Here is a 17,545-nt window from a genome sequence, read left to right on the forward strand (position 1 = left end):
ATCTATGAGACGGGCTACTCGAAACCGTGTGCTCGCCGTTGCCGCTGCCTCCGGCGCGATGGCCATGGCACTTCCCGCGTCTGCCGCCTTCGCAGCCGACGGTGCTGACGCCGCGGGTACGGCGGCCGGTTCGCCCGGGGTGCTCTCCGGGAACGACATCCAGGTTCCGTTGTCTGTGCCGGTAAACCTCTGCGGCAACACGGTGGACGTCGTGGGGCTGCTCAACCCGGCCATGGGCAACGCGTGCAGAAACCAGGAGGCGGTGAAGGCCGACGGTGCGCAGACCCACGGCGGATCAAACTCGTCCGGCGAAGCCTCGGCGCACGGCCGTGCCACGGACTCGCCCGGGTTGATCTCAGGCAACGCTTTGCAGCTCCCGATCGATCTGCCACTGAACGTTTCTGGGAACAGTGTCAACGCGGTCGGCGTGGGTAACCCAGCGATTGGCAACCAGTCGGTCAACGGCGGTGACCACACTCACCCCCACGCCCCCCGGCATGTTCCGGCCTCGAAGCCCCCGGCGTCGCAGCCGGCCCCCCGGCACCCGGCTGTTGCGAACATCCCGGATACGGCGACGTCCACGCTGGCCCACACAGGAGCGGATCTGGCCGTCCCTGCCCTCGCCGGCGGCGCCGTGTCCATCCTCGCGGGTGCGATCCTGTACCGCCGCTTCCGCCCAGGCCACTGACCCGGATGCCGGTACAGCCCCATCGGGCGCGTCCGGTGGTGTCCAGGCGGGCTGCCAGCCCGGTCGTGCTGCGCGCCATGGCATCGACGTGAGTGCCACAGCGCTGCAGCAGCTTGTGCCGCACCTGATGTGCGGTTGTCGCGGCTCCCTTGCCGCAGATGCGTAGTCGGAAACCGGCCACCCGCCATGCACTGACGATTCGAGCAGCGAGCGCTACGCTCCTTGCCGCAGTCGATGAAGGCGCAGCGGCCAGTCGCAGCCCCGCCCCGTATGGGCTGGTCGTGACCCACTGCCGGATCTCGATGCGTTGCCTGACCCGCGGGCCAGGCAAGCCATGTGGAAACCCGGTCTGCGTGTCACGACGCTGACACAGGACCGGCCGCAGTGCGGGAGATCAGTTGGCCGGCGCACAACTTCGGGGGCACAGCGTCGTTGGATAGGTGCGTTCCCTTCACGGGCCCCAGGAGGAGGTCACAGCACTCCTCCTGGGGCCCGGTCCAGATGCCTTTTGGCCAACTCGGCAGCCGAGGTGCATGGCACGCATGCCATGGGCACCCTGAGTTCCCCTCTCAGTCTGCCGGGGCGTCGCCCTCCGACGCACGGAAGGCGCGACCTCCAGGGGATGACGCCCCGCCCGCCTCACCACATCTTGTCGGCCTGCTCCGAACCGTGCGGTCGGCCTTGATACGGCAAGTCCACCACCGCGCCAAGAGGCTCGTCGGCCGTACCCGCAAAAGAGCGCAGTCGACCGAGTGGCCGGCCGGCCAGGACAGAAGCAGCGAGAGACCAGGCGGTGCGCGCGGCTCTCCGCGGCGGAGCATCTTCTGGCCCCGGTCGGCGGCGTCTGCCTGCCGACCCGGGGCAAGACCTCAACAAAGGTCGCCGGGCGGGCAGTCGGCGGTGAAGCAGGAAGTCCCACGGCGCGAGCCGTAAAGGATTCCCCTCGTACACGCGCTGTGGCCGCTTCTGACCTGGAATGCGTGACGGGCCGCCTGACAACGGACGGCGGTCGGCGGCGGGCCCGAGGAAAACGGAGGCGGCACGAACGCTTCACGCGTCCACGCCGCCTCCGCGCAGCCCGATCCAGAGATGGTGCCGGCCAAGTCGGAAAGGTTTGCAGATAAAACGCCTTGCGTCACGCGGAAGAGCAGGAGCGTTGCGCCGACGCAAGGAAGGGCTTGAGCCGGAGGCCGGTCAGAGCGCCCGGCTGTTGCAGCCCATGTCGGAACCGAGGTGGCTCTGCTGAGCGCCCGCGGCCCCTTCTCCGTTCAGCAGGTTCCCGGCCAGGCCGGTGAGGGCGCCGATGCTGCCGAGCACCTCGATGTTCATGTCGTGCGAGCGGCACTCGACGCCCTGCGTGATGTCGAAGTTGCTGTCACCATCGTGGCCCGGTTCGCCGTGTGCGAAGGCGGGGTTGGCACCCATGGAGCCGACACTGCCGAGGAGGGCGCTGAGAAGAACGACCTTGTGCAACTTGCGCATGAGAAGCGCTCCTTGGAGGGAGTGTGAGGTTTTGATATGTCGAGTCAGGACTGCGGATGTGCGGAAGGCGGGCTGTCAGCCCAGTCGGGGAAGTCCCAGTTGTCCGACGGGGGGTGCCGCGATCTGTCCGAGGCCGACCGGAGCCAGCCCGGGTGCGCTCGTGGGCGTGATCGTCGGGTTGACGAGCGGGTTCACTTGAGGGTTGAGCTGCGGGTTCACCTGCGGGGCGACGAACATCGGAGGCTCTGAGAAGGCCTGGGGGACTGCCACCTGCGGCGCCACTTGCGGCATGACCTGAGGCATGACCTGCGGGATGACCTGCGGTGGGGCGGCCTGAACCGGCTGTACGGGGGCGACCTGCGCCGGCTGTACGGGTGCGGCCTGAACCGGCTGCGCGGGCGCGGCCTGCTGCACGTTCGGCGAACTGGAGGCTTGGGCTGTGCCCTGCGACGAGGCCGAGGCCGACGCGAATCCGGTCTGCTGTGGTCCGGACGGGGCGGCCTGTGGGGCTGGTTGGGGAGCGGCGGCCGGAGTAACTGGCTGATCCGGAACCGATGCCGGAGTGGCATTGGGCTGCCCCTCCGGTGAGTTGGCATAGCTGCTGCCGGCGCCGATGCCGGCCAAACCGCTGGCCGCCGCGACGACGAGCGCGGCCTTGTGAAGCTTCCGCATGAAACCCTCGGCCCTTCGTTACCTGAAATGTGAGTCCATTGCATTCAATGCGGTCACGCGTGCAGTTGGTGCGTTACTCGCATCGCGCCGGAGGCTACGGTTTTCTCGAGGAGCACGCGGACTTCGTATCGGAGCTGGCAGCAGATCCTCTGCCTCTTGCCTGATTTACGGTCGCTGCCCTCTCCTCCGGGGAACGAGGTCTCGGCGCGTTGGTCACGGCACTCGACGACGCATCACCCATTTGCCGTCCGCCGACCCGGCTCTCACACCTTGCGTCAAATGGGTGACCAACCTGCCGGAACCCGTGTCGAGTTGGTGTCCATTTCGTTCCCCACGGGGCGATAGGGATGGCCCATCGCAGCCGAATAGGGCAGCGAGGACAGCGAAGACTGCGCTGCCCCATCGGTCATTAGCTTCCGTGCACAGGTCAATTGAAGAGCCGAGGAACTCATGCGCATGCTTCACAAGGTCGCGCTCGTCGCCGCAGCAGCCGGCGGCCTGTCCGGTGTGGGTGCCGGCCCAAGCTCCGCCGTCACCCCGTCCGTCCACAACGGCGCTGCACCGCCCCCGGTTTCGCAGCCCGACGCCCAGGCCGCCTCGGCGTCTTCCGCTCAGGCGACCGCGCAGACCTATGGCTCACCGGCTCCGCAACAGCCGGTACCGTCGCGTGGCACCCAGGTTTCCCCGCAGATCAATCCGCAGCTGAACCCGCAGGTCAGCCCACAGATCTCTCCGCAGGCGCCGCAGGCGCCGCAGAGGCAGCAGGGCACGGCTTCGGCGGGGCAGGCCAACCTGTTCCGTCCGTACCAGGAGTGCAGCCCGCAGACCCTGCTCGATGCGAACGTCCCGGTGGCCCTGCTTGCCGCATCCCAGACCCGGGGCGTTGAGTGCACCCAGGCCAACAGTCAGTCCAACTCGTTCGCCACCGCGCAGCAGCCCTGACAGACGGCTATGTCGACGCCGGGCGCGGCCGCAAACGACCGGGCCCGGCGAGGACGGCTTTCGGTGCTTTCCCGGCGACATGAGACCAGCGTGTCGTTGTCCATTTCAAGGCATTTGTCGCTAATATTCCGCACTGTAACCGTGATCTTCCACAGATCGCAAAAAACTCACCCCCACCGGAGATGAAATGCGCAAGCTTCGCAACGTTGCGGTCCTGGTCGCTGCCCTGAGCAGCATCGGACTTGTGGGCGGTACGGCCTACGCCGGCGGCCACGGCGAGGGCGAGGGCGGGGGCGGCGACCAGTTCAGCGTCACGCAGAGCTCCAACTGCAAGTCGCACGACCTGAACCTCGACGTCCTCGGCCAGGTCGGCGTGCTGAACGGCCTGCTGGGCAACGCCCTCAACGGCGAAGGCAACCCGGGCGCCCAGTCCACCGACATCGGCTCCACCATGGGCTGCAACAACAGCGCCTTCTGAAGTCCCCTCCGGCGTAAAGACGCCGAACAGTGAAAGGTCCCGGCACTGGGCCCCAGGCGCAGTGCCGGGACCTTCCACATGCGCCAAGCCACTTTTTCTGAGGCGGCCCGGCGTAGCGCTGGACGCTGAGTTCCGGCGCCTCTGAACCCTTTGCGTCCCCTAGAGGCGATCTCTCGCAGATCGCATTCACCTCACTTCTTCTGGAGATGACATGCGCAAGCTCCGCACGGCCGCCGTCCTGATGGCCGTACTCGGAAACGTCGGACTTCTGGGTGCCGGCGTAGCCTCCGCCGATCAGGGCTGGGGAGGGGGCGACGGCGGCGGCTTCAACGTCGTGCAGAGCAGCACCTGTCAGTCGCACGACAGCAACATCGATATCCTCGGTCAGGTGGGCATCGGCAACGGGCTGGGCGGCAACCTGCTGAACGGCGAGGGCAACCCTGGGGGCCAGAAGACGGCGCTGGGATCAACCATGGGCTGCAGCAACAGGGTTGGCGGCTAACCGCTCACAGTGGGACCACACGCGGGCGAGTGACTCATTGACCCGCAGGGTCACGTCCCGAACCCGCAGTTCCGTTGTCTGCAAGCCCTGCGCCTGGTGTTTGCGGTCTGCCGTCGACACGGCCTCGGACGTGTCGACGGATTGCCTGAACTCCGAGCGTAACAACGGCCTTCGCCTGATCTTGTGTTCCGTCACGGAAGCGCGGGATCAATGCGAAGGCCGTCGCTGTGAGTGTGTTGCATCCAGCCCAGTGACTCCACGGCAGGTCCGCGAGCAGGAGGGTCAGGCGTCCCACGTCGTGGCCGGCATCAGAGACGACCAGGACGGGCGGGTCGCCGGCCCGCCCCTGACTGCCCCGAATTTCCGCTGGAGCACCTCTGGGACCTGGCCGGCTGCGACGGGCATCCTCTCGTCGCCGAAGCCCCGCGCAGCAGCACGTTCTGCCCCGGTTCGATGCCGCTCAGGTCCAGGTCGGCCGGGTTGGCCGGGGTGACGTGGGTGAGGTGGTGGATGCGCGGCAGGCTCGCCGTGCGCGCCTCACGCGCCGACAGCCGGGCCCGGACGTGGCCCTGGGCCATCACGACGGCGTCCAGCTCGTTGAGCCGGGTGCCGTTCTCCAGGCGGGTGCCCTGCGGGCCGCCGGGCACCCCGTGCGTGTCGGCCGCGGCGACCGCCCGCGAGCGGCGCACACGCACCCGCAGGACCGCGGCCGAAATACGGCCCTGCACGGCGTCCGGCCCGGTTCCAGCGCCGACGAAGCAGCAGGGCCAGCCGGGGACGGGGGACTTCGGTCCCTTCGGGTAGGAGACCTTGCCGTCCCCGAAAACGAAATGCTGGCCCGGGAAGCCTTCCCGTACCAGCATTTTCCGTGAGCGCTCAAACGCCGAAGTGCGGCTTCTTGAACCCCTCGGGCAGCTTGGCCGTGTTGGAGCACTCCACAACCGGTCCCACTTTGCCAGGGTCGCTTTCCAGCAGTTGGTCCTGCGTGACCACGTGCGGCCGGTCTGTTGTCGAGCACTGCTGGTCCTGCTCGATGACGTGCGTGCCGTCCTTGTCGATGTACGTCTCGCCCTTCTGGGCGCACATCACGCCCTCCTGCACGGTGGTGGGGCAGTCACCCGGGTTTCCCTGGGCATGTGCATGTGTGGCGCCGAGGCAGATGGCGGCGAGGCTTCCGACGAATGCCGCGGCGGCCGCAGTCTTCTGTGAAAAGAGCATGTGTCGCATTCCTTTGTGGTGAAAAATCGGACAGTCTTTTATTGACCTGCGTCGCCCGCGCCGAGAAAACCAAGCAGTTGTGTCTTTTCGCTCCGGCAGGATGGCTGTAGCCCGGACGCGAACTCAGCGTCCGGGCTACCTGCACCACGGAGAATCACTCAGCACACCGCTCGGTACGTAACCCCGACGCCGAGTGAGACCGCGGCAAGCCTTGACTCCTGGCTCTGCTCTTAGCCGTTACCACCCTGCTCCTGGGGCTGACCCTGCTCCTCGGGGTGACCCTGCTCCTGCGGCTGGCCCTGCTCCTCGGGCTGACCCTGCTCCTGAGGCTGGGCCTGCTCCTGCGGCTGAGCGGCAGGCTGAACCTGCGGCTGAGCCTGAGGCTGGAAGTAGTAGCCACCCCCGACGGCCACGGCGTTGGCAGAGGAGTTGGCGACGGCGGTGACCGGTACAGGCGCGCCGTCGTTGCCGTCGGCGAAGCTGATGCCGGCACCGAGGGCGGACAGCCCCGCAACGGCAGCCGCTACGACTGCGGCGCGCTGAAACTTACGCATAGCATGACCCTTTCCTGACCCAGGCACACTGCCTGGATTGACGACTCGGGGTAATCGTAAGCACACTAAGCGTAATCAATAGGGGATTTGCGCCCCCATGTCGGGCCGGTGCCCCGTGCACGGGAGAGCGCCTGAGGCCGTAGGGGCGTGGTTCGGTCATCGCGGTCCTCAGGGGAGGAGGCCGAGTAGTTTCCGTTCCCCGTCCATCGGGTCTCCAGGCGCCGAAGGCGAACAGGTGACCTGAGGGCCGAGTCGTGTCGTGCCGTTGCCCGTGGGGGCGGGCAGCGTCAGGGACTGCACGGGCAAGCAGGTCTCCTGATGAGGAATGGCGCCGGCCTTGGGGTTCTTGCCTTCGACGTGCTGCACGCAGATGACGTCCCCCTGGAGGCTGCGAGTGCAAGATGCCGGGCCTCCCGCGGCGTGGGCGCACGTGATGCCCGTGGACGCCACGGCGAGCCCGCCGATGAGCCCCGAGAGGGCCGCGATCTTTTTCCTGCTGAACATGTGATGCGTGTCCTTAATGCGGGCGCCCGGGCGCCGCTCCCTCACGATCGGCCGCGCCGCAGGCGTGGTCCGCGACTCTGGCCCTTTTCCAACCTTCCGCGTCGGCTGCGCGGTTGGCCTGACAGGCGGGTGAGCGCGACATCATCGACGCCCTCGCCGAGGCCGGCATCCTCTGCTGGGTACCGCGGCCGAGGAGACGCCCTCTCGGCCGGCCGTCAGGACGTCAACGCGTCCCGCGCAAGGTCCGGGCACTGGCCGAACAAGCCGTCGCCACCCTCGAGTCCTGGCGGCTCCTGCGCAAGCTCCGGTGCTCGACGACGCGGATCACCGGCCTCGTCCAAGCGGTCCCCGTTCTCCGTCCGGCAAGCTCGCGCGGAGATCAAGGCAGCCGGCCGGAATTCGGTCCCTTCGGGCTGGCCCGAAGGGATCCCGTACCGGCCGTCGCGACGATGACGCCGCTGACCTCAGCCAGTGAAGGCGCTGTTGTACTGGCCGCAGGTGGTGTCCAGGGTCTGGCCGAGCCCGAGCACTGCGATCGGGATGTCGTTCTCCGACACCGTCTGCGGGCTGCACTCCTGGTAAGGGCGGTAAACGTCCAACACCTGCGGTCCGTCCTGGGTGTCGGCGGCAGCCGTTCCGGCACCGACGGCGGCCAGACCGCCGGCCGCCACTGCTGCTGCGATCACGACCTGCTGAAACTTACGCATGGAACCCTCGGTTCTCCATTGCTTACGCATGATGGCTAGTTGCCTAGAGTGACCGGGCAAACACTAGCAGTAGCATCCAGTGGCGGGCGCGCGGAGGTCATACGTGTCCTGCACACGAGCTGGCCCCGGCGTGGACACCAACTGGCGCTACAGAAGGACCTCTTGCCGTTCGGCATACGGCAGGAGCGCACCGCAGACGAGGGTCGAGCACCGCACACCGTCGCGCCAACCCGAGTTGCCGGGTCCCAGAGTTACGTCACGACCATGAGCTGTGCGGGTCTACGACCCGGCGGCCGGGCGTACGGGCCCGGCGAAGGCGCCGAGGTCCTGGTCGAGGTCGGCGGGCAACCGGCGTGGGCGGAAGCCGGGCGCGCCCTGGGGCCGGGCGAGGGCCTGCTGGTTCCCGCGAACTCCTGCGGCGTCAGGTGATGTTCGGCTACGCGGCGTACGAGATCCAGACGGATTTCCAGCCGGCCGGCCTTGGGCGCGCTGGCCGGCGGCGTACGTTTCGGCTGGCCATGAGCCTCGGGTGCCCGCGGCGGGGAACCGCTCCAGGACGGTGCGGGATGGCGGGGTGGTCGTGGCCACTACGTGTCACCGCCGCGCGAGGGGATTGAACAGTGAGCCCTCGCCAACTTGACGTCACAGGTCAAAGGGCTGGTGTGCTCGTCTGTCGCGGTGCTCGTGCTGGTCGTGGGCGGCAGTCGGCGGAGTAGATCATCTGGCGGAGTTGTCCCGGGGGCGGATCAAGCGGCGAGACAAGTCATGAGCGTCAGAGGTGGCGATCGGGCAAGGGGGATGGCTGCCTGAGTCGTCCCTGCCTGGAGGTTTCGTCAATGCGGTCGTTCGGTCGGGGACACGGTGCGCCGTTTCCAGCCTCGGCGAAGTTCGTGGGTGATCTGCTGAGGCTGCTCGAAGCCAGTGGCTGGGGTGGTGCTCCGCGGTATCTCGGTGCGGACAACGAGGGCCGTGAAGTCCTCAGTTACCTCGATGGCCACGTGGCATGGGAGCCGCGACAACCTGCCGCTGTGTCATCGGACGAGAGTCTGGTGACGGTCGCCCGGCTCGTGCGCCGTAGCCGCCCGGCGACGCCGCAGCCAGCGCGCTTTCCCCTCCCGAAAGCGCGAAACGGACATCAGGTCACGTACCGCCCTCTCGGGCCCAGTGGTCGGTGTGCGGCCCCCGGCGGAAGACAGATCCGCCGGGGGCCGCTTGTACCAGTCCGCTATCGGGTTCTCTTCGGCCTGCGCAGCACTATCGCGATGGCTGCCCCGAGGAGAATTCCGGGGATGACCAGGATTCCGAGTGACAATTTTGGCATCACGAGGTGAGCCAGATAGATGCTGCTCACGCTGGCGATGGCAGCGATGATGGACCCGATACGGTCGGGTTTACGATCTGGTGAGCGCATTTGTGTCACCTTTTTCAGCCCCATCGGTAACTGCCCATTCCGGCTGCACAGCCGAAGGCGCCGTTGAACCCGGCCGCGGACCAGTCGACTGGCCCAGCCCACCAGCCATACGCGAGAGTCGCTCCACCTGCACCTCCGCCCCACCATGCGCACTGTCTGACGTAGTGATTGCGTGACACGCGGCCGCCCCAGCTCCGGAGAGCGTAGTAGGTGGCACGCACCACGGGGTGATGTCTCCCCCAGCGACTGAGCCGTCGGTGCACATGCCGATAGTAGCGGTGCCAGTGCCACCACTTGCCGTCGAGGTCGTAGTGGTTGATCGGGTCCCCGTTGCAGTAGTCGTAGGCGTTGGCGCTGCCACCGGGAACGGGGTCGACGGACAGGAAGCGTCCGGTGACGGGGTTGTAGAGGCGCGCGCCCATGAGGGTGAGGCCGGTGACGGTCTCGCTGGAGCGCTGCTTGCCGCCGAGCCATCCGTAGCGGGTGGTGTTCTGGCCGGTGCGGGGGTTTCCGTACTCGTCGTAGTCGAGAACCGTGGGCGCAACCGAGGTGTCGGCGGGCAGTTGCAGGGCGGTGTCGCCGTGCAGGTTGGCGAACTGCAGGACGGCGCCGCCGGTCTTGGTGGTGCTGGCGGCTAGGTTGCCGTCGGGGCCGTCGACATTGCGGGTCAACGCTCCGGTGGCCGTGTCTTCGACGGTCCAGCGGGGGTTGTCGCTGTCGGAGCCGTAGTGGTTGAGCTTGGACGCGGTCTGCGTCCAGCTGCCGGATGCGTTGGACTCGGTGGTGAACCCGCGACGGCGCAGTGCCGAGTCCAGGGTCGAGGTCTGGCGCTGGTTGCCGGCGGTCTGCTGCTGGACGAGGTCGTTGGTGTAGTAGCTGATGGCGGAGCCGGGCAGGGCGGTGGTACGGCCGAAGGCGTCGTAGGTGTAGCCGCTGTTCACGAGCCGGTCGGCGGTGTCGTAGGAGTAGGAAGTGGTGGTGGCTCCGCTGGTGGTGCAGTCCTGACCGACGTCGGCGGCGGAGGTGGCCAGGGTCTTGCGGTTTGTGTTCTTGTCGAAGGTATAGGCGCGGGTGGTGCAGATCGCGTCGGGAGTGGTGTCCTGCGTCTGGGTCAGGCGTCCGGCCTTGTCATAGGCATAGGCCTGGGAGGCGGTGACGCCGGGGGTGCCGGTGTGGGTGGCCCACTGCCCGTGGACGGTGGCCGTGATGCTGTCGGAGAGCAGGATGGCGCCGTCGCTGTCACGGGTGTACGTGCGACTGCTGGCGGTGCCGTCGGGGTCATGGTCCTCGGCCATGGTGTAGCCGCCGGGCAGGCCCTCGGTTGCCAGGTCACCGTCAGCGTCGTAACGGGCGGTGAAGGCGCCGGCGACCGAGTCGGTCATCGACGTGGTCAGGCCGCGCGGGTCGATGGTGGTGTCGTAGGTGTAGGTGGTGGTCGACGGCACGCTGTCACTGACCTTGGTGGGCCGGTCCAGAGCGTCGTACTGAGTGGTGGTGACCGCGCCGTCGGCGTCGGTGTAGGACATCAGGCGGCCGAGCTGGTCGTACGCCTTGGTGATGGTGCCGCCGGCGGTGGAGGTCTGCTTGGCAGCCTGGCCGTTGGCACTGTCGTAGGTGGTGGTCACCGCTGGGATCGCGGTGCCCAGGCCGCCGGAGACGGTGACGGTGCTCGGCCTGCCCGCGTTGTCGTAGCTGTTGGTGGTGGTGCGGGTGGTACTGCCCGAGGTTTCGGTGATGGTGGTGGGGTTGCCCCACCGGTCGTACTGGGTGGTTTTGGCGGGCAGGGTGGCGGGGTTGGAGCCGCCGCCGGTGATGGCTGCGGCCGGTCCGGTCTGGCAGACGGCGTCGGCCCACTCGGGGTGTCCGCCGCAGGTGCCGGTTCCGTCACCGGTGTAGTAGCTGGTGACCGTGGTGCCCGCGTCTGTCCCGCTGGAGGCGGGCTGGCTGGTCTTGATGACCCGGCCCTGGTCGTCGTAGCCGGTGGTGGTGGTGATCGCCAGTCCGCCGGGATCCTGGGTGGTTGAGGTGGGCAGTCCCTTGGCCCAGTCGTAGGCGGTGGCGGTGGCCCGGGTATCGGCCAACAGGTCGGGCCAGGACCGCGGCTGGGCGCCGACGGTCTGCTTGGTGACCTGGTTTTTGACCGTGGCGCTGCCGTCGGTCGGGCGACCGGTGTCGTACTCCTTGAGGGTGTGCTGGCGGGCCGTGGTCTGGCTGCCGGCCTTGGCGAGGGTAGTGGCGCCGCTGGTGAGGTCGGCCACCAGGGTGATCTGGTGCAGCGGCCCGTAGGTGTCCGTCTCCCGCTGACCGTCGGCGCTGTACACCGCAGTGGTGGACAGCAGTTGGGCGCGCTCGGCGGAGGCCAGTGCGCTGATGCCCAGGTCGGTGAGCTGGTTCTTCTGGGTCTGGGTGGTCCCCAGAGCGAGCTCGCGGTTGCCGGCGGTCAGCGAGCGGACCCTGTTGCCGAACTGGTCGTACTCGGTGACCGAGATGTGGTCGCCGGGGGTGGCGGTGTCGACCTCGCGCCCGGAGGCGTCGAGGTAGTGGATGTCGGCGCGACTGTAGTCGCCTGCCGTCAAGCCGGTCCCATCGTTGGAGGCGGGCCCTTGGTCGGCGGGGAAGACGGCGGTGGCGTCGGTCGGGGTGTCGCTCTGCCCCCAGGATGCGGTCGCGCTTGCGCCGAGGTTCTCGGGGGCTGCGCCGCCGGTCAGAGGGACGCCGTAGACGACGGTGGTGGTGGCGGTGCCATTGGTCTGGCTCGCGCTGCCCGGGGTGAGCGTGGCGCGGGAGGCCTTCAGCAGCATGCCGTCACCGGCCGCCGGGTTGGAGCCTGCCTTGCCGTAGGTGAAGCTCCACGGCAGCTGACCGGGCGGAGTGAGCGTGGTGATGTGTCCGTCGCTGTCGTAGCCGTAGACGGTCTTCAGCGCGGGGCTTATCCGCGGGTCCCACTCTTCGCGCAGCCTGCCGTTGTCGTCGTAGGCGTACTGGGCGACGGCGGTGGCGGTGGCGGCTGAGGCGCCAGGTGCGGTGGACCACAGCTTGATCTGGCTCACCTGCCCGGCGAAGTCGCCCAGGGCCGTGGAGGTGGCGGTGGTGGTCGTCGGGTAGACGAATTCCAGCACCCGGCAACCCTTGGCCGACGGGTCGGCGTCACAGGCACCCAGAGTGGTGGCGGTGGTGGAAGCGATGATCCGCTTGGGGCGGGCCAGAGTCGTGCCGCCGGACGTGACGGCCTCGGAGACCACCTTGGTGGTGGAGTTGGCCAGGCCGTCCGCCAGCGAGCTGGTCACCGTCCATGTGGTCGCCGACGAGTTGACCTTGGAGAACGTGGTCACTGCGCCGTCGGTGTCGGACAGGGTGAAGTCACCGGAGGTGAAGGATCCCTTGAGTGTCAGGTCCTCCGACCCGGGCTCGGGAACCCAGCCGGTCTTGGTGGCGTTCGCGGTGAATTTGATGGTGTCGCCGTCCACGGTGACGGCGTTGAGCGAGGTGGCTGAGGTCTTGACGATCTGCGTGTAGTCGGAGTCGACCGTCTCGGCAGTGGTGCCGGAGAGCCATTCCTTGCCGAAGATCGGCGCCTGCCCCTCCTGCGCCGTCCCGGCCTGCGGAGTGCGGGAGGAGGCGGTGCGGGACACGGACATGCCGAAGAACGAAGCGTCGGTGTCGGAGAGGGTGTAGTCACCGGTGAGGAGGTTCACCGAACCGGGACCGACTTCGTCGGAGGCGGCGCCGTCGGCGGCGCGATCCACGACCACGCTGATCGGGTCCGAGGCGGTGGCCGCACTGTTCGGACCGGTGAAGTCGGCACGTACCTGCACCGTGCCGTCCGGATCGACGGTGGACGTGGCGTTCCACGTCAGCTTCGGGCTCTTACCGCTGGTCATGGCCAGTGGCCATGAGTCAAGCGGCTGACCGGCATCGGAGACATCGCCTGCCGGGATCGGTGTCCAGTCGTCGGCGTCGCCTCGCCGCCACGAGAAGGTGGCCTTGTCGTACTTGGCGGCGTCGGCTTCGGCGGCGAGGGGGACGCGGGCGGCGGTGCGGGTGCCGTCGTCGGGGGCGGTGACGCCGCCCGGTCCGACGTGGAAGGTGTAGGAGGCCGGTTCGGACTTGTTGTCCGCCTTGTCGGTGGCCCGCACCTGCAGCGTGTTGGTGCCGGCCTTGGCCGGGGTGACCGAGAAGGTCACCGGCGTGGTGCCGGAGGTGGCCACCTTGGTCCAGGTGGTGCCGTCCAGCGACCACTCGATGCCGTTCTGGTCACCGGAGGGCGGGGTGACGGTGAACTTGCCGGCCTGGCCGGCGCCCTTGACCCACTGGTCGGTGGGGTAGTCGGTGGAGGTCACCGAGGCCGGCGCGGAGGGGGCGGAGGTGTCGACGGTGAAGGTGGCCCAGGCGGACCAGTCGTTGTTGTAGTGGAGGCCGTCGTAGGGGTTGGTGCGGAACTTGTACGTCTTGCCGTTGGTCAGGACCCCGGCGGCAACCTTGACGGAGGCGGGCTGGCCGCTGGGGACGTACGGCGACACGAGAAGGTTGCCGACCTGGGCGTTGGTGGCGGCGTCGTAGATCTGGAAGGTGCCGTCGACCTTGTCGTTGTTGACGTCGGTGAAGGTGTCCCGCAGGGTCGGGGTGGTGGTGTTGACGTACCAGGTGCCCGAGGAGTCCTTGAAGAACGGCGGGCCGGCCTGCTGGTCGGTGCCGGTCTTGGGCCGGTAGTTGTACGTCACGGAGAGTCTGGGCGGGTTGGTGGCCGCGTTCGCGGAGTTCACCCGCTTCCACGGCGTGGACGCCGCCTCGTCGGTGGTGCGCAGGCCTATGTTGCCGCGGGTGGCCTTTGCGGATGCCCATGCCTGGACGAGGCTGGTGACGTCGGCGTTGATCCATCCGTCGGGCTGGCTGGAGCAGCTCGGGCTGCCGGTCGTCTCGGTGGAGGTGGCGTACTTGGTGTTCCACGTGGGCTGGCTGGTCCAGCGTGAGGACGTGGAGGCGGCCCCCGTCGCCCACACCTCCCACGGGTAGGCCTTGCAGTCGGTGTTGCCCGAGTGGAAGTCCCACAGGGACAGCTTCGCCGAGGAGACCAGGGAGTCAGAGATCGGGGAAGTGTTCCAGGTGACGAAGGAGCGCGCGGTACGTGCGGTGCCGTCGGTGTTCTTGGTGCCCGGGTTGCCCAGGTCGAGTTCGGTGTCGGCGGACCAGTCCACCGTCTCGCCCTGCTGCACGTAGGTGTCGAAGACGTTGCTCAACGCGGCGGTGGAGGGGTCCACCGTGACCGGGAACTGCGTCTTCCTGTCGGCGAGGAAGGCGGTGTCCGGCGTGAGGAGCAGGTTGATGTCCGAGCCGTGCTGGACGACCTTCAACCCCACCTTGGCGCGGTGGGTGTGCTCACCGGACACCTTGTCCACGGTGGCGTCCCACATCACCGGAGCGGGCATCACCGCGCGCTTCTTGCCGGTCCTGGAATCGGTGAACAGCACGCTGCCGTCGGCCTGTTGCTTCGCCTTCAGGCCCTTGGCCTTCAGCGGCATGGTGTAGGCGTAAGCGCCGGAGGCCGGGCGCTGCTTGATGGTGACGTACTGCTCGAAGCCGGTGCGGGTGGCCTCCACCACGACGTCCGCTCCGGGTACCGCCTCACGGTAGGTGGCCTTCGGGCCGTTCAGGATCGGCTTGGGCAATCCGCCCTTCCATCGCAGTTCGACCTGCTCCTGGCCCTGGCCGAGGGTGACGAGGGTACGTGCCGCTGCCTTGCCGGCCGCCTTCAGGGATGTGGGCGTGGTGCCGCCCCGGCCTGCGAGGATGAGGCCCTCGGGGTGAGCGGCGGGCGCGACCGAACCGTCGGCACGGGCTGCCAGGTCCAGGTCGACGTCGACCCATTTCCCGTCGCGCTGGAACCGTATCGGGCCGGCCGACAGCTGCGTGGTCAGCGATCCGCTGGGGTTCACCCATGTCGTAGATGTCTCGGTTCGCTCCGACAGTGCCTCGACCCGCTTGCCCGACAACCGGGCCGCCACCCGCGCCGAGGGCAGGTCGGCCGCCTGTGTCGCCCAGTGCTTCCCCGCCTTGGGGGCCGAGGGCTGGGGGAGCGGTGATGCGAAGGCGGCCTCGCTGCCGGCAAGGAGTGAGACGGACAGCGCCAGAGCGAGTGAGCCGGCTATGGGCACGACCGCTCTCTGAAATATCCCCCGCCGCCACCTGGACGACGGAGGGAGGTGTTGCTGATGCACTCTCAACCTCCGTGTGAGGACCCTGTGATGGGCCGAAGGAGGGAGCATACGTAACGCGTATGACACGGTGGGTCAGCAAAAATAGGGAGACCGTGGGTAAAGCGGTACGTTGCCGCACATCCAGAGTTGATCATCTTGCCTTGATCTTTACGTTGCGGGGAAACCGCTCCAGCCTCTGACTGCCGGACCCGCGGCCGGTGGCATTTTTGAAGATCATCAGTCGTCCCGCGACTGCCGCAGGCGTCCTGCACGCGCCCGCGCCGGCATGCTCGCTGAGCGCGTGAGAGCGAGCGGGTCAGCGTGCCGTCCCCGCGGTGGCCGGCTGGGGACGGCACGTCGGTGATCAGCTGAGGACGGCGACGCCGTCGGTGGTGACGGCGGGCCGGCCCGAGGTGCCAACCTTCGTCGTGGGTGCCGGCGACGAGTTCGGCAAGGGTGAAGTGGGAGTCCTCGACGGACATCCGATGGTGGACACGGACGAAGTAGCTGCGTTCCGAGACCCGGAAAACCTGTCGTCTCTGACGCCGGCGTCCTGCTTCGGTGAGAGCCTGGCCGACAGTGTTGAGGAGTTGCCGCATCACAGCGAGGGCGTGGGCCTCGCTCCCCTCGACCTCGCGGCGGGCGGTGCACCTGAAGGCCTCTGCCTGCGCCTCACTGTGCAGGACGACCCATGGAGACGGGTGCTCTCCCCCTCTTGAGACCAGCGTGCCCGTGCGAGCCTACAACTGGCGGCAGCCGCCAGATGAGTGGCCCTGCGGGACAGGCGAGAGCCTGGGCACTGGGCTTCTGCTCGGCGGCGCGGGGCTATGAAGCGGCGGCGGCCACGCCTCCTCAGGGCCTCCTCAGGCGGAGGCATACGCCCGTCTGCAACCCTCGCCGCAGACAGGGACAGAAACCGGGTGAGCTGCAGGCCTTGCCGGCGACGATCTCGTCAGTCTGCCGAGGCTGGTGCGGGAGACGCGGATCCGCTCCAGGCCCAGGCGTGGGCCAACGCTGTCATGGCGTCGTCCCCGTGGGCCGCCGGTAGGCTGCGGCGGTGCGTACGGTCGAGCTTTTGCTGGATGAGGCGGCGGACCTGGCCGTCCGGGAGGCATGGCGGCGGCTGGCGGACGCGGGGCTGCCCAGTCAGGCGCGCCAGCGTTCACCGACCAACAGCCCGCACCTCACGTTGGCCGCCTGCGCGGAGTTGACCGCCCCCATTCGCTGGGAACTGGCCGAGGTGGCCGCCGCTCTGCCGCTGCCGGTGCGGTTCACCGGCGTGGTCCGCTTCGAACGGCCCACCTCGGTGCTGGCCTGGGCGTTGGACCTCGACTCCGTGCTGGCGGGCTTGCACCGCCGGGTGTGGGAGGCGGTCGCCTCGGACAGCCCGCCCGCCACCCTCAACCCCTTCCACGAACCCGGGCGCTGGAGCCCGCACATCACCCTCGGCCGGACCCGGCGGGCCGGTGCCTTCGCCGGACGGCGGGTCGCCGAGCTGCTGCCGGCGCCGCCGCTGTCGGTCCGGCTCACCACCTTGCGCAGCTACGACACCGAAACCGGCGCCCTGGAGGTGCTTGAGCCCCGTTCCTGAGACGAGCCGCCAGCCCCGACCGGTCAGCGCACCGCGAAGTGGCATCCGCGCCGTCGCGGTGGTGGGTGGCCGCGTCGCAGCTCCTGCCACAGTTCCCGCAGCTGGAGCAAGTGCGCCGCACAGCAACTCCTCCAGCCGGAGGACCACTTCTTCCACGGTCCCGAACTGTCAGGTACCCGAGGCCACCACTGATCATTTTCGGGCGACTTTCAGGAGCCCAACACGACCATGAACCGTGACTCAGCGTGGGCAGGTCACGGAACTTGAGCCAGAGCCAATTCACGTGAACATTCCAGACGCGTCCACACGCCGGATGCCTCCCGAACTCACAGACAAATGCTGCTGCTGGAAGCGAACGAAGCCACGCCACCGGGTGTCGGAACTGACCGCGGTCGGCGACTCCTCGAACGTGGCGGGGTCCGCGCGGTGGCAGCGGTTGCAGATCGGGCCCTCGGGGCGTCGGGCAGCGATGCGTTGACCGTCGCGGTGACACCGTGCGCAGGTTGCCCGGCGGCTCCGGGCATCACACGGTCCGCAGAGCCTTCCCTCGGGCCGCAGTTGGCGCAGGTCGCTTCGCACCGTGCCGCAGCGTGCGCAACCAG

The 17,545-nt window shown here is 68.3% G+C and carries 14 protein-coding genes and 2 pseudogenes; 8 read left to right on the forward strand and 8 right to left on the reverse strand.

Annotated features, from left to right (window positions below; translation table 11 throughout):
• The first annotated feature begins 4 nt into the window (after positions 1–4).
• Positions 5–688 carry a chaplin gene (locus AC07AZ_RS29055; protein ID WP_478852873.1) on the forward strand — a complete coding sequence of 228 codons (684 nt, stop codon included), beginning with the start codon at positions 5–7 and terminating at the stop codon, positions 686–688.
• A gap of 1,194 nt (positions 689–1,882) precedes the next feature.
• On the opposite strand, the gene AC07AZ_RS29060 is transcribed toward AC07AZ_RS29055, so the two are convergent.
• A complete protein-coding gene (locus tag AC07AZ_RS29060; RefSeq protein WP_478852875.1) occupies positions 1,883–2,170 on the reverse strand; it encodes a hypothetical protein in 288 nt (95 codons plus the stop codon).
• Positions 2,171–2,245: 75 nt separating this feature from the next.
• Entirely contained in the window at positions 2,246–2,842 is a 597-nt protein-coding gene (locus AC07AZ_RS29065; protein WP_478852877.1) for a hypothetical protein, read from the reverse strand.
• A 456-nt stretch (positions 2,843–3,298) separates the two neighbouring features.
• On the opposite strand from AC07AZ_RS29065, the gene AC07AZ_RS29070 reads away from it, so the two are divergent.
• The 3 genes from AC07AZ_RS29070 to AC07AZ_RS29080 all read left to right on the forward strand — a co-directional run bounded on the left by AC07AZ_RS29070 (position 3,299) and on the right by AC07AZ_RS29080 (position 4,764).
• Positions 3,299–3,784: a hypothetical protein gene (locus tag AC07AZ_RS29070; RefSeq protein ID WP_478852879.1), complete on the forward strand. Its 486-nt coding sequence runs from the start codon at positions 3,299–3,301 to the stop codon at positions 3,782–3,784.
• A gap of 187 nt (positions 3,785–3,971) precedes the next feature.
• Positions 3,972–4,262, forward strand: coding sequence for a hypothetical protein (locus AC07AZ_RS29075; protein ID WP_478852881.1), 291 nt, complete (start codon positions 3,972–3,974; stop codon positions 4,260–4,262).
• A 211-nt stretch (positions 4,263–4,473) separates the two neighbouring features.
• Complete coding sequence (locus AC07AZ_RS29080; RefSeq protein ID WP_478852883.1) at positions 4,474–4,764, forward strand: hypothetical protein; 291 nt, start codon at positions 4,474–4,476, stop codon at positions 4,762–4,764.
• A 422-nt stretch (positions 4,765–5,186) separates the two neighbouring features.
• Here AC07AZ_RS29080 and AC07AZ_RS29085 read toward each other — a convergent pair.
• From AC07AZ_RS29085 to AC07AZ_RS29100, 4 genes and pseudogenes are all read right to left on the reverse strand, one after another.
• Positions 5,187–5,459 (reverse strand): annotated as a pseudogene (locus tag AC07AZ_RS29085) (FAD/NAD(P)-binding protein); the annotation flags it as partial.
• Positions 5,460–5,640: 181 nt separating this feature from the next.
• Entirely contained in the window at positions 5,641–5,982 is a 342-nt protein-coding gene (locus AC07AZ_RS29090; RefSeq protein WP_478852885.1) for a hypothetical protein, read from the reverse strand.
• A gap of 230 nt (positions 5,983–6,212) precedes the next feature.
• Positions 6,213–6,536, reverse strand: coding sequence for a hypothetical protein (locus AC07AZ_RS29095; protein WP_478852887.1), 324 nt, complete (start codon positions 6,534–6,536; stop codon positions 6,213–6,215).
• A 168-nt stretch (positions 6,537–6,704) separates the two neighbouring features.
• A complete protein-coding gene (locus tag AC07AZ_RS29100) occupies positions 6,705–7,040 on the reverse strand; it encodes a hypothetical protein (RefSeq protein ID WP_478852889.1) in 336 nt (111 codons plus the stop codon).
• Between the two features lie 125 nt (positions 7,041–7,165).
• On the opposite strand from AC07AZ_RS29100, the pseudogene AC07AZ_RS29105 reads away from it, so the two are divergent.
• Positions 7,166–7,411 (forward strand): annotated as a pseudogene (locus tag AC07AZ_RS29105) (IS5/IS1182 family transposase); the annotation flags it as partial.
• A gap of 93 nt (positions 7,412–7,504) precedes the next feature.
• Here AC07AZ_RS29105 and AC07AZ_RS29110 read toward each other — a convergent pair.
• Positions 7,505–7,747, reverse strand: a complete 243-nt coding sequence (locus tag AC07AZ_RS29110; RefSeq protein WP_478852891.1) for a hypothetical protein — start codon at positions 7,745–7,747, stop codon at positions 7,505–7,507.
• A 264-nt stretch (positions 7,748–8,011) separates the two neighbouring features.
• Between AC07AZ_RS29110 and AC07AZ_RS29115 the strand changes: the two genes are divergently transcribed.
• A complete protein-coding gene (locus AC07AZ_RS29115) occupies positions 8,012–8,176 on the forward strand; it encodes a hypothetical protein (RefSeq protein ID WP_478852893.1) in 165 nt (54 codons plus the stop codon).
• 996 nt (positions 8,177–9,172) lie between these two features.
• Here AC07AZ_RS29115 and AC07AZ_RS29120 read toward each other — a convergent pair.
• Positions 9,173–15,280, reverse strand: coding sequence for a DNRLRE domain-containing protein (locus tag AC07AZ_RS29120; protein WP_478852951.1), 6,108 nt, complete (start codon positions 15,278–15,280; stop codon positions 9,173–9,175).
• Between the two features lie 407 nt (positions 15,281–15,687).
• On the opposite strand from AC07AZ_RS29120, the gene AC07AZ_RS29125 reads away from it, so the two are divergent.
• Positions 15,688–16,071 carry a hypothetical protein gene (locus tag AC07AZ_RS29125; protein WP_478852895.1) on the forward strand — a complete coding sequence of 128 codons (384 nt, stop codon included), beginning with the start codon at positions 15,688–15,690 and terminating at the stop codon, positions 16,069–16,071.
• 338 nt (positions 16,072–16,409) lie between these two features.
• A complete protein-coding gene (locus AC07AZ_RS29130; protein ID WP_478852897.1) occupies positions 16,410–16,943 on the forward strand; it encodes a 2'-5' RNA ligase family protein in 534 nt (177 codons plus the stop codon).
• Positions 16,944–17,545 lie beyond the last annotated feature (602 nt).

The sequence above is a fragment of the Streptomyces sp. NPDC043878 genome (assembly GCF_056435735.1).

Bases quoted from the DNA above. Each gene is read 5' to 3' on its own strand.
- AC07AZ_RS29095 (WP_478852887.1), bottom strand. From the start codon at position 6,536: ATGCGTAAGTTTCAGCGCGCCGCAGTCGTAGCGGCTGCCGTTGCGGGG.
- AC07AZ_RS29060 (WP_478852875.1), bottom strand. From the start codon at position 2,170: ATGCGCAAGTTGCACAAGGTCGTTCTTCTCAGCGCCCTCCTCGGCAGT.
- AC07AZ_RS29055 (WP_478852873.1), top strand. From the start codon at position 5: ATGAGACGGGCTACTCGAAACCGTGTGCTCGCCGTTGCCGCTGCCTCC.
- AC07AZ_RS29115 (WP_478852893.1), top strand. From the start codon at position 8,012: ATGAGCTGTGCGGGTCTACGACCCGGCGGCCGGGCGTACGGGCCCGGC.
- AC07AZ_RS29100 (WP_478852889.1), bottom strand. From the start codon at position 7,040: ATGTTCAGCAGGAAAAAGATCGCGGCCCTCTCGGGGCTCATCGGCGGG.
- AC07AZ_RS29110 (WP_478852891.1), bottom strand. From the start codon at position 7,747: ATGCGTAAGTTTCAGCAGGTCGTGATCGCAGCAGCAGTGGCGGCCGGC.
- AC07AZ_RS29075 (WP_478852881.1), top strand. From the start codon at position 3,972: ATGCGCAAGCTTCGCAACGTTGCGGTCCTGGTCGCTGCCCTGAGCAGC.
- AC07AZ_RS29090 (WP_478852885.1), bottom strand. From the start codon at position 5,982: ATGCTCTTTTCACAGAAGACTGCGGCCGCCGCGGCATTCGTCGGAAGC.
- AC07AZ_RS29065 (WP_478852877.1), bottom strand. From the start codon at position 2,842: ATGCGGAAGCTTCACAAGGCCGCGCTCGTCGTCGCGGCGGCCAGCGGT.
- AC07AZ_RS29080 (WP_478852883.1), top strand. From the start codon at position 4,474: ATGCGCAAGCTCCGCACGGCCGCCGTCCTGATGGCCGTACTCGGAAAC.
- AC07AZ_RS29070 (WP_478852879.1), top strand. From the start codon at position 3,299: ATGCTTCACAAGGTCGCGCTCGTCGCCGCAGCAGCCGGCGGCCTGTCC.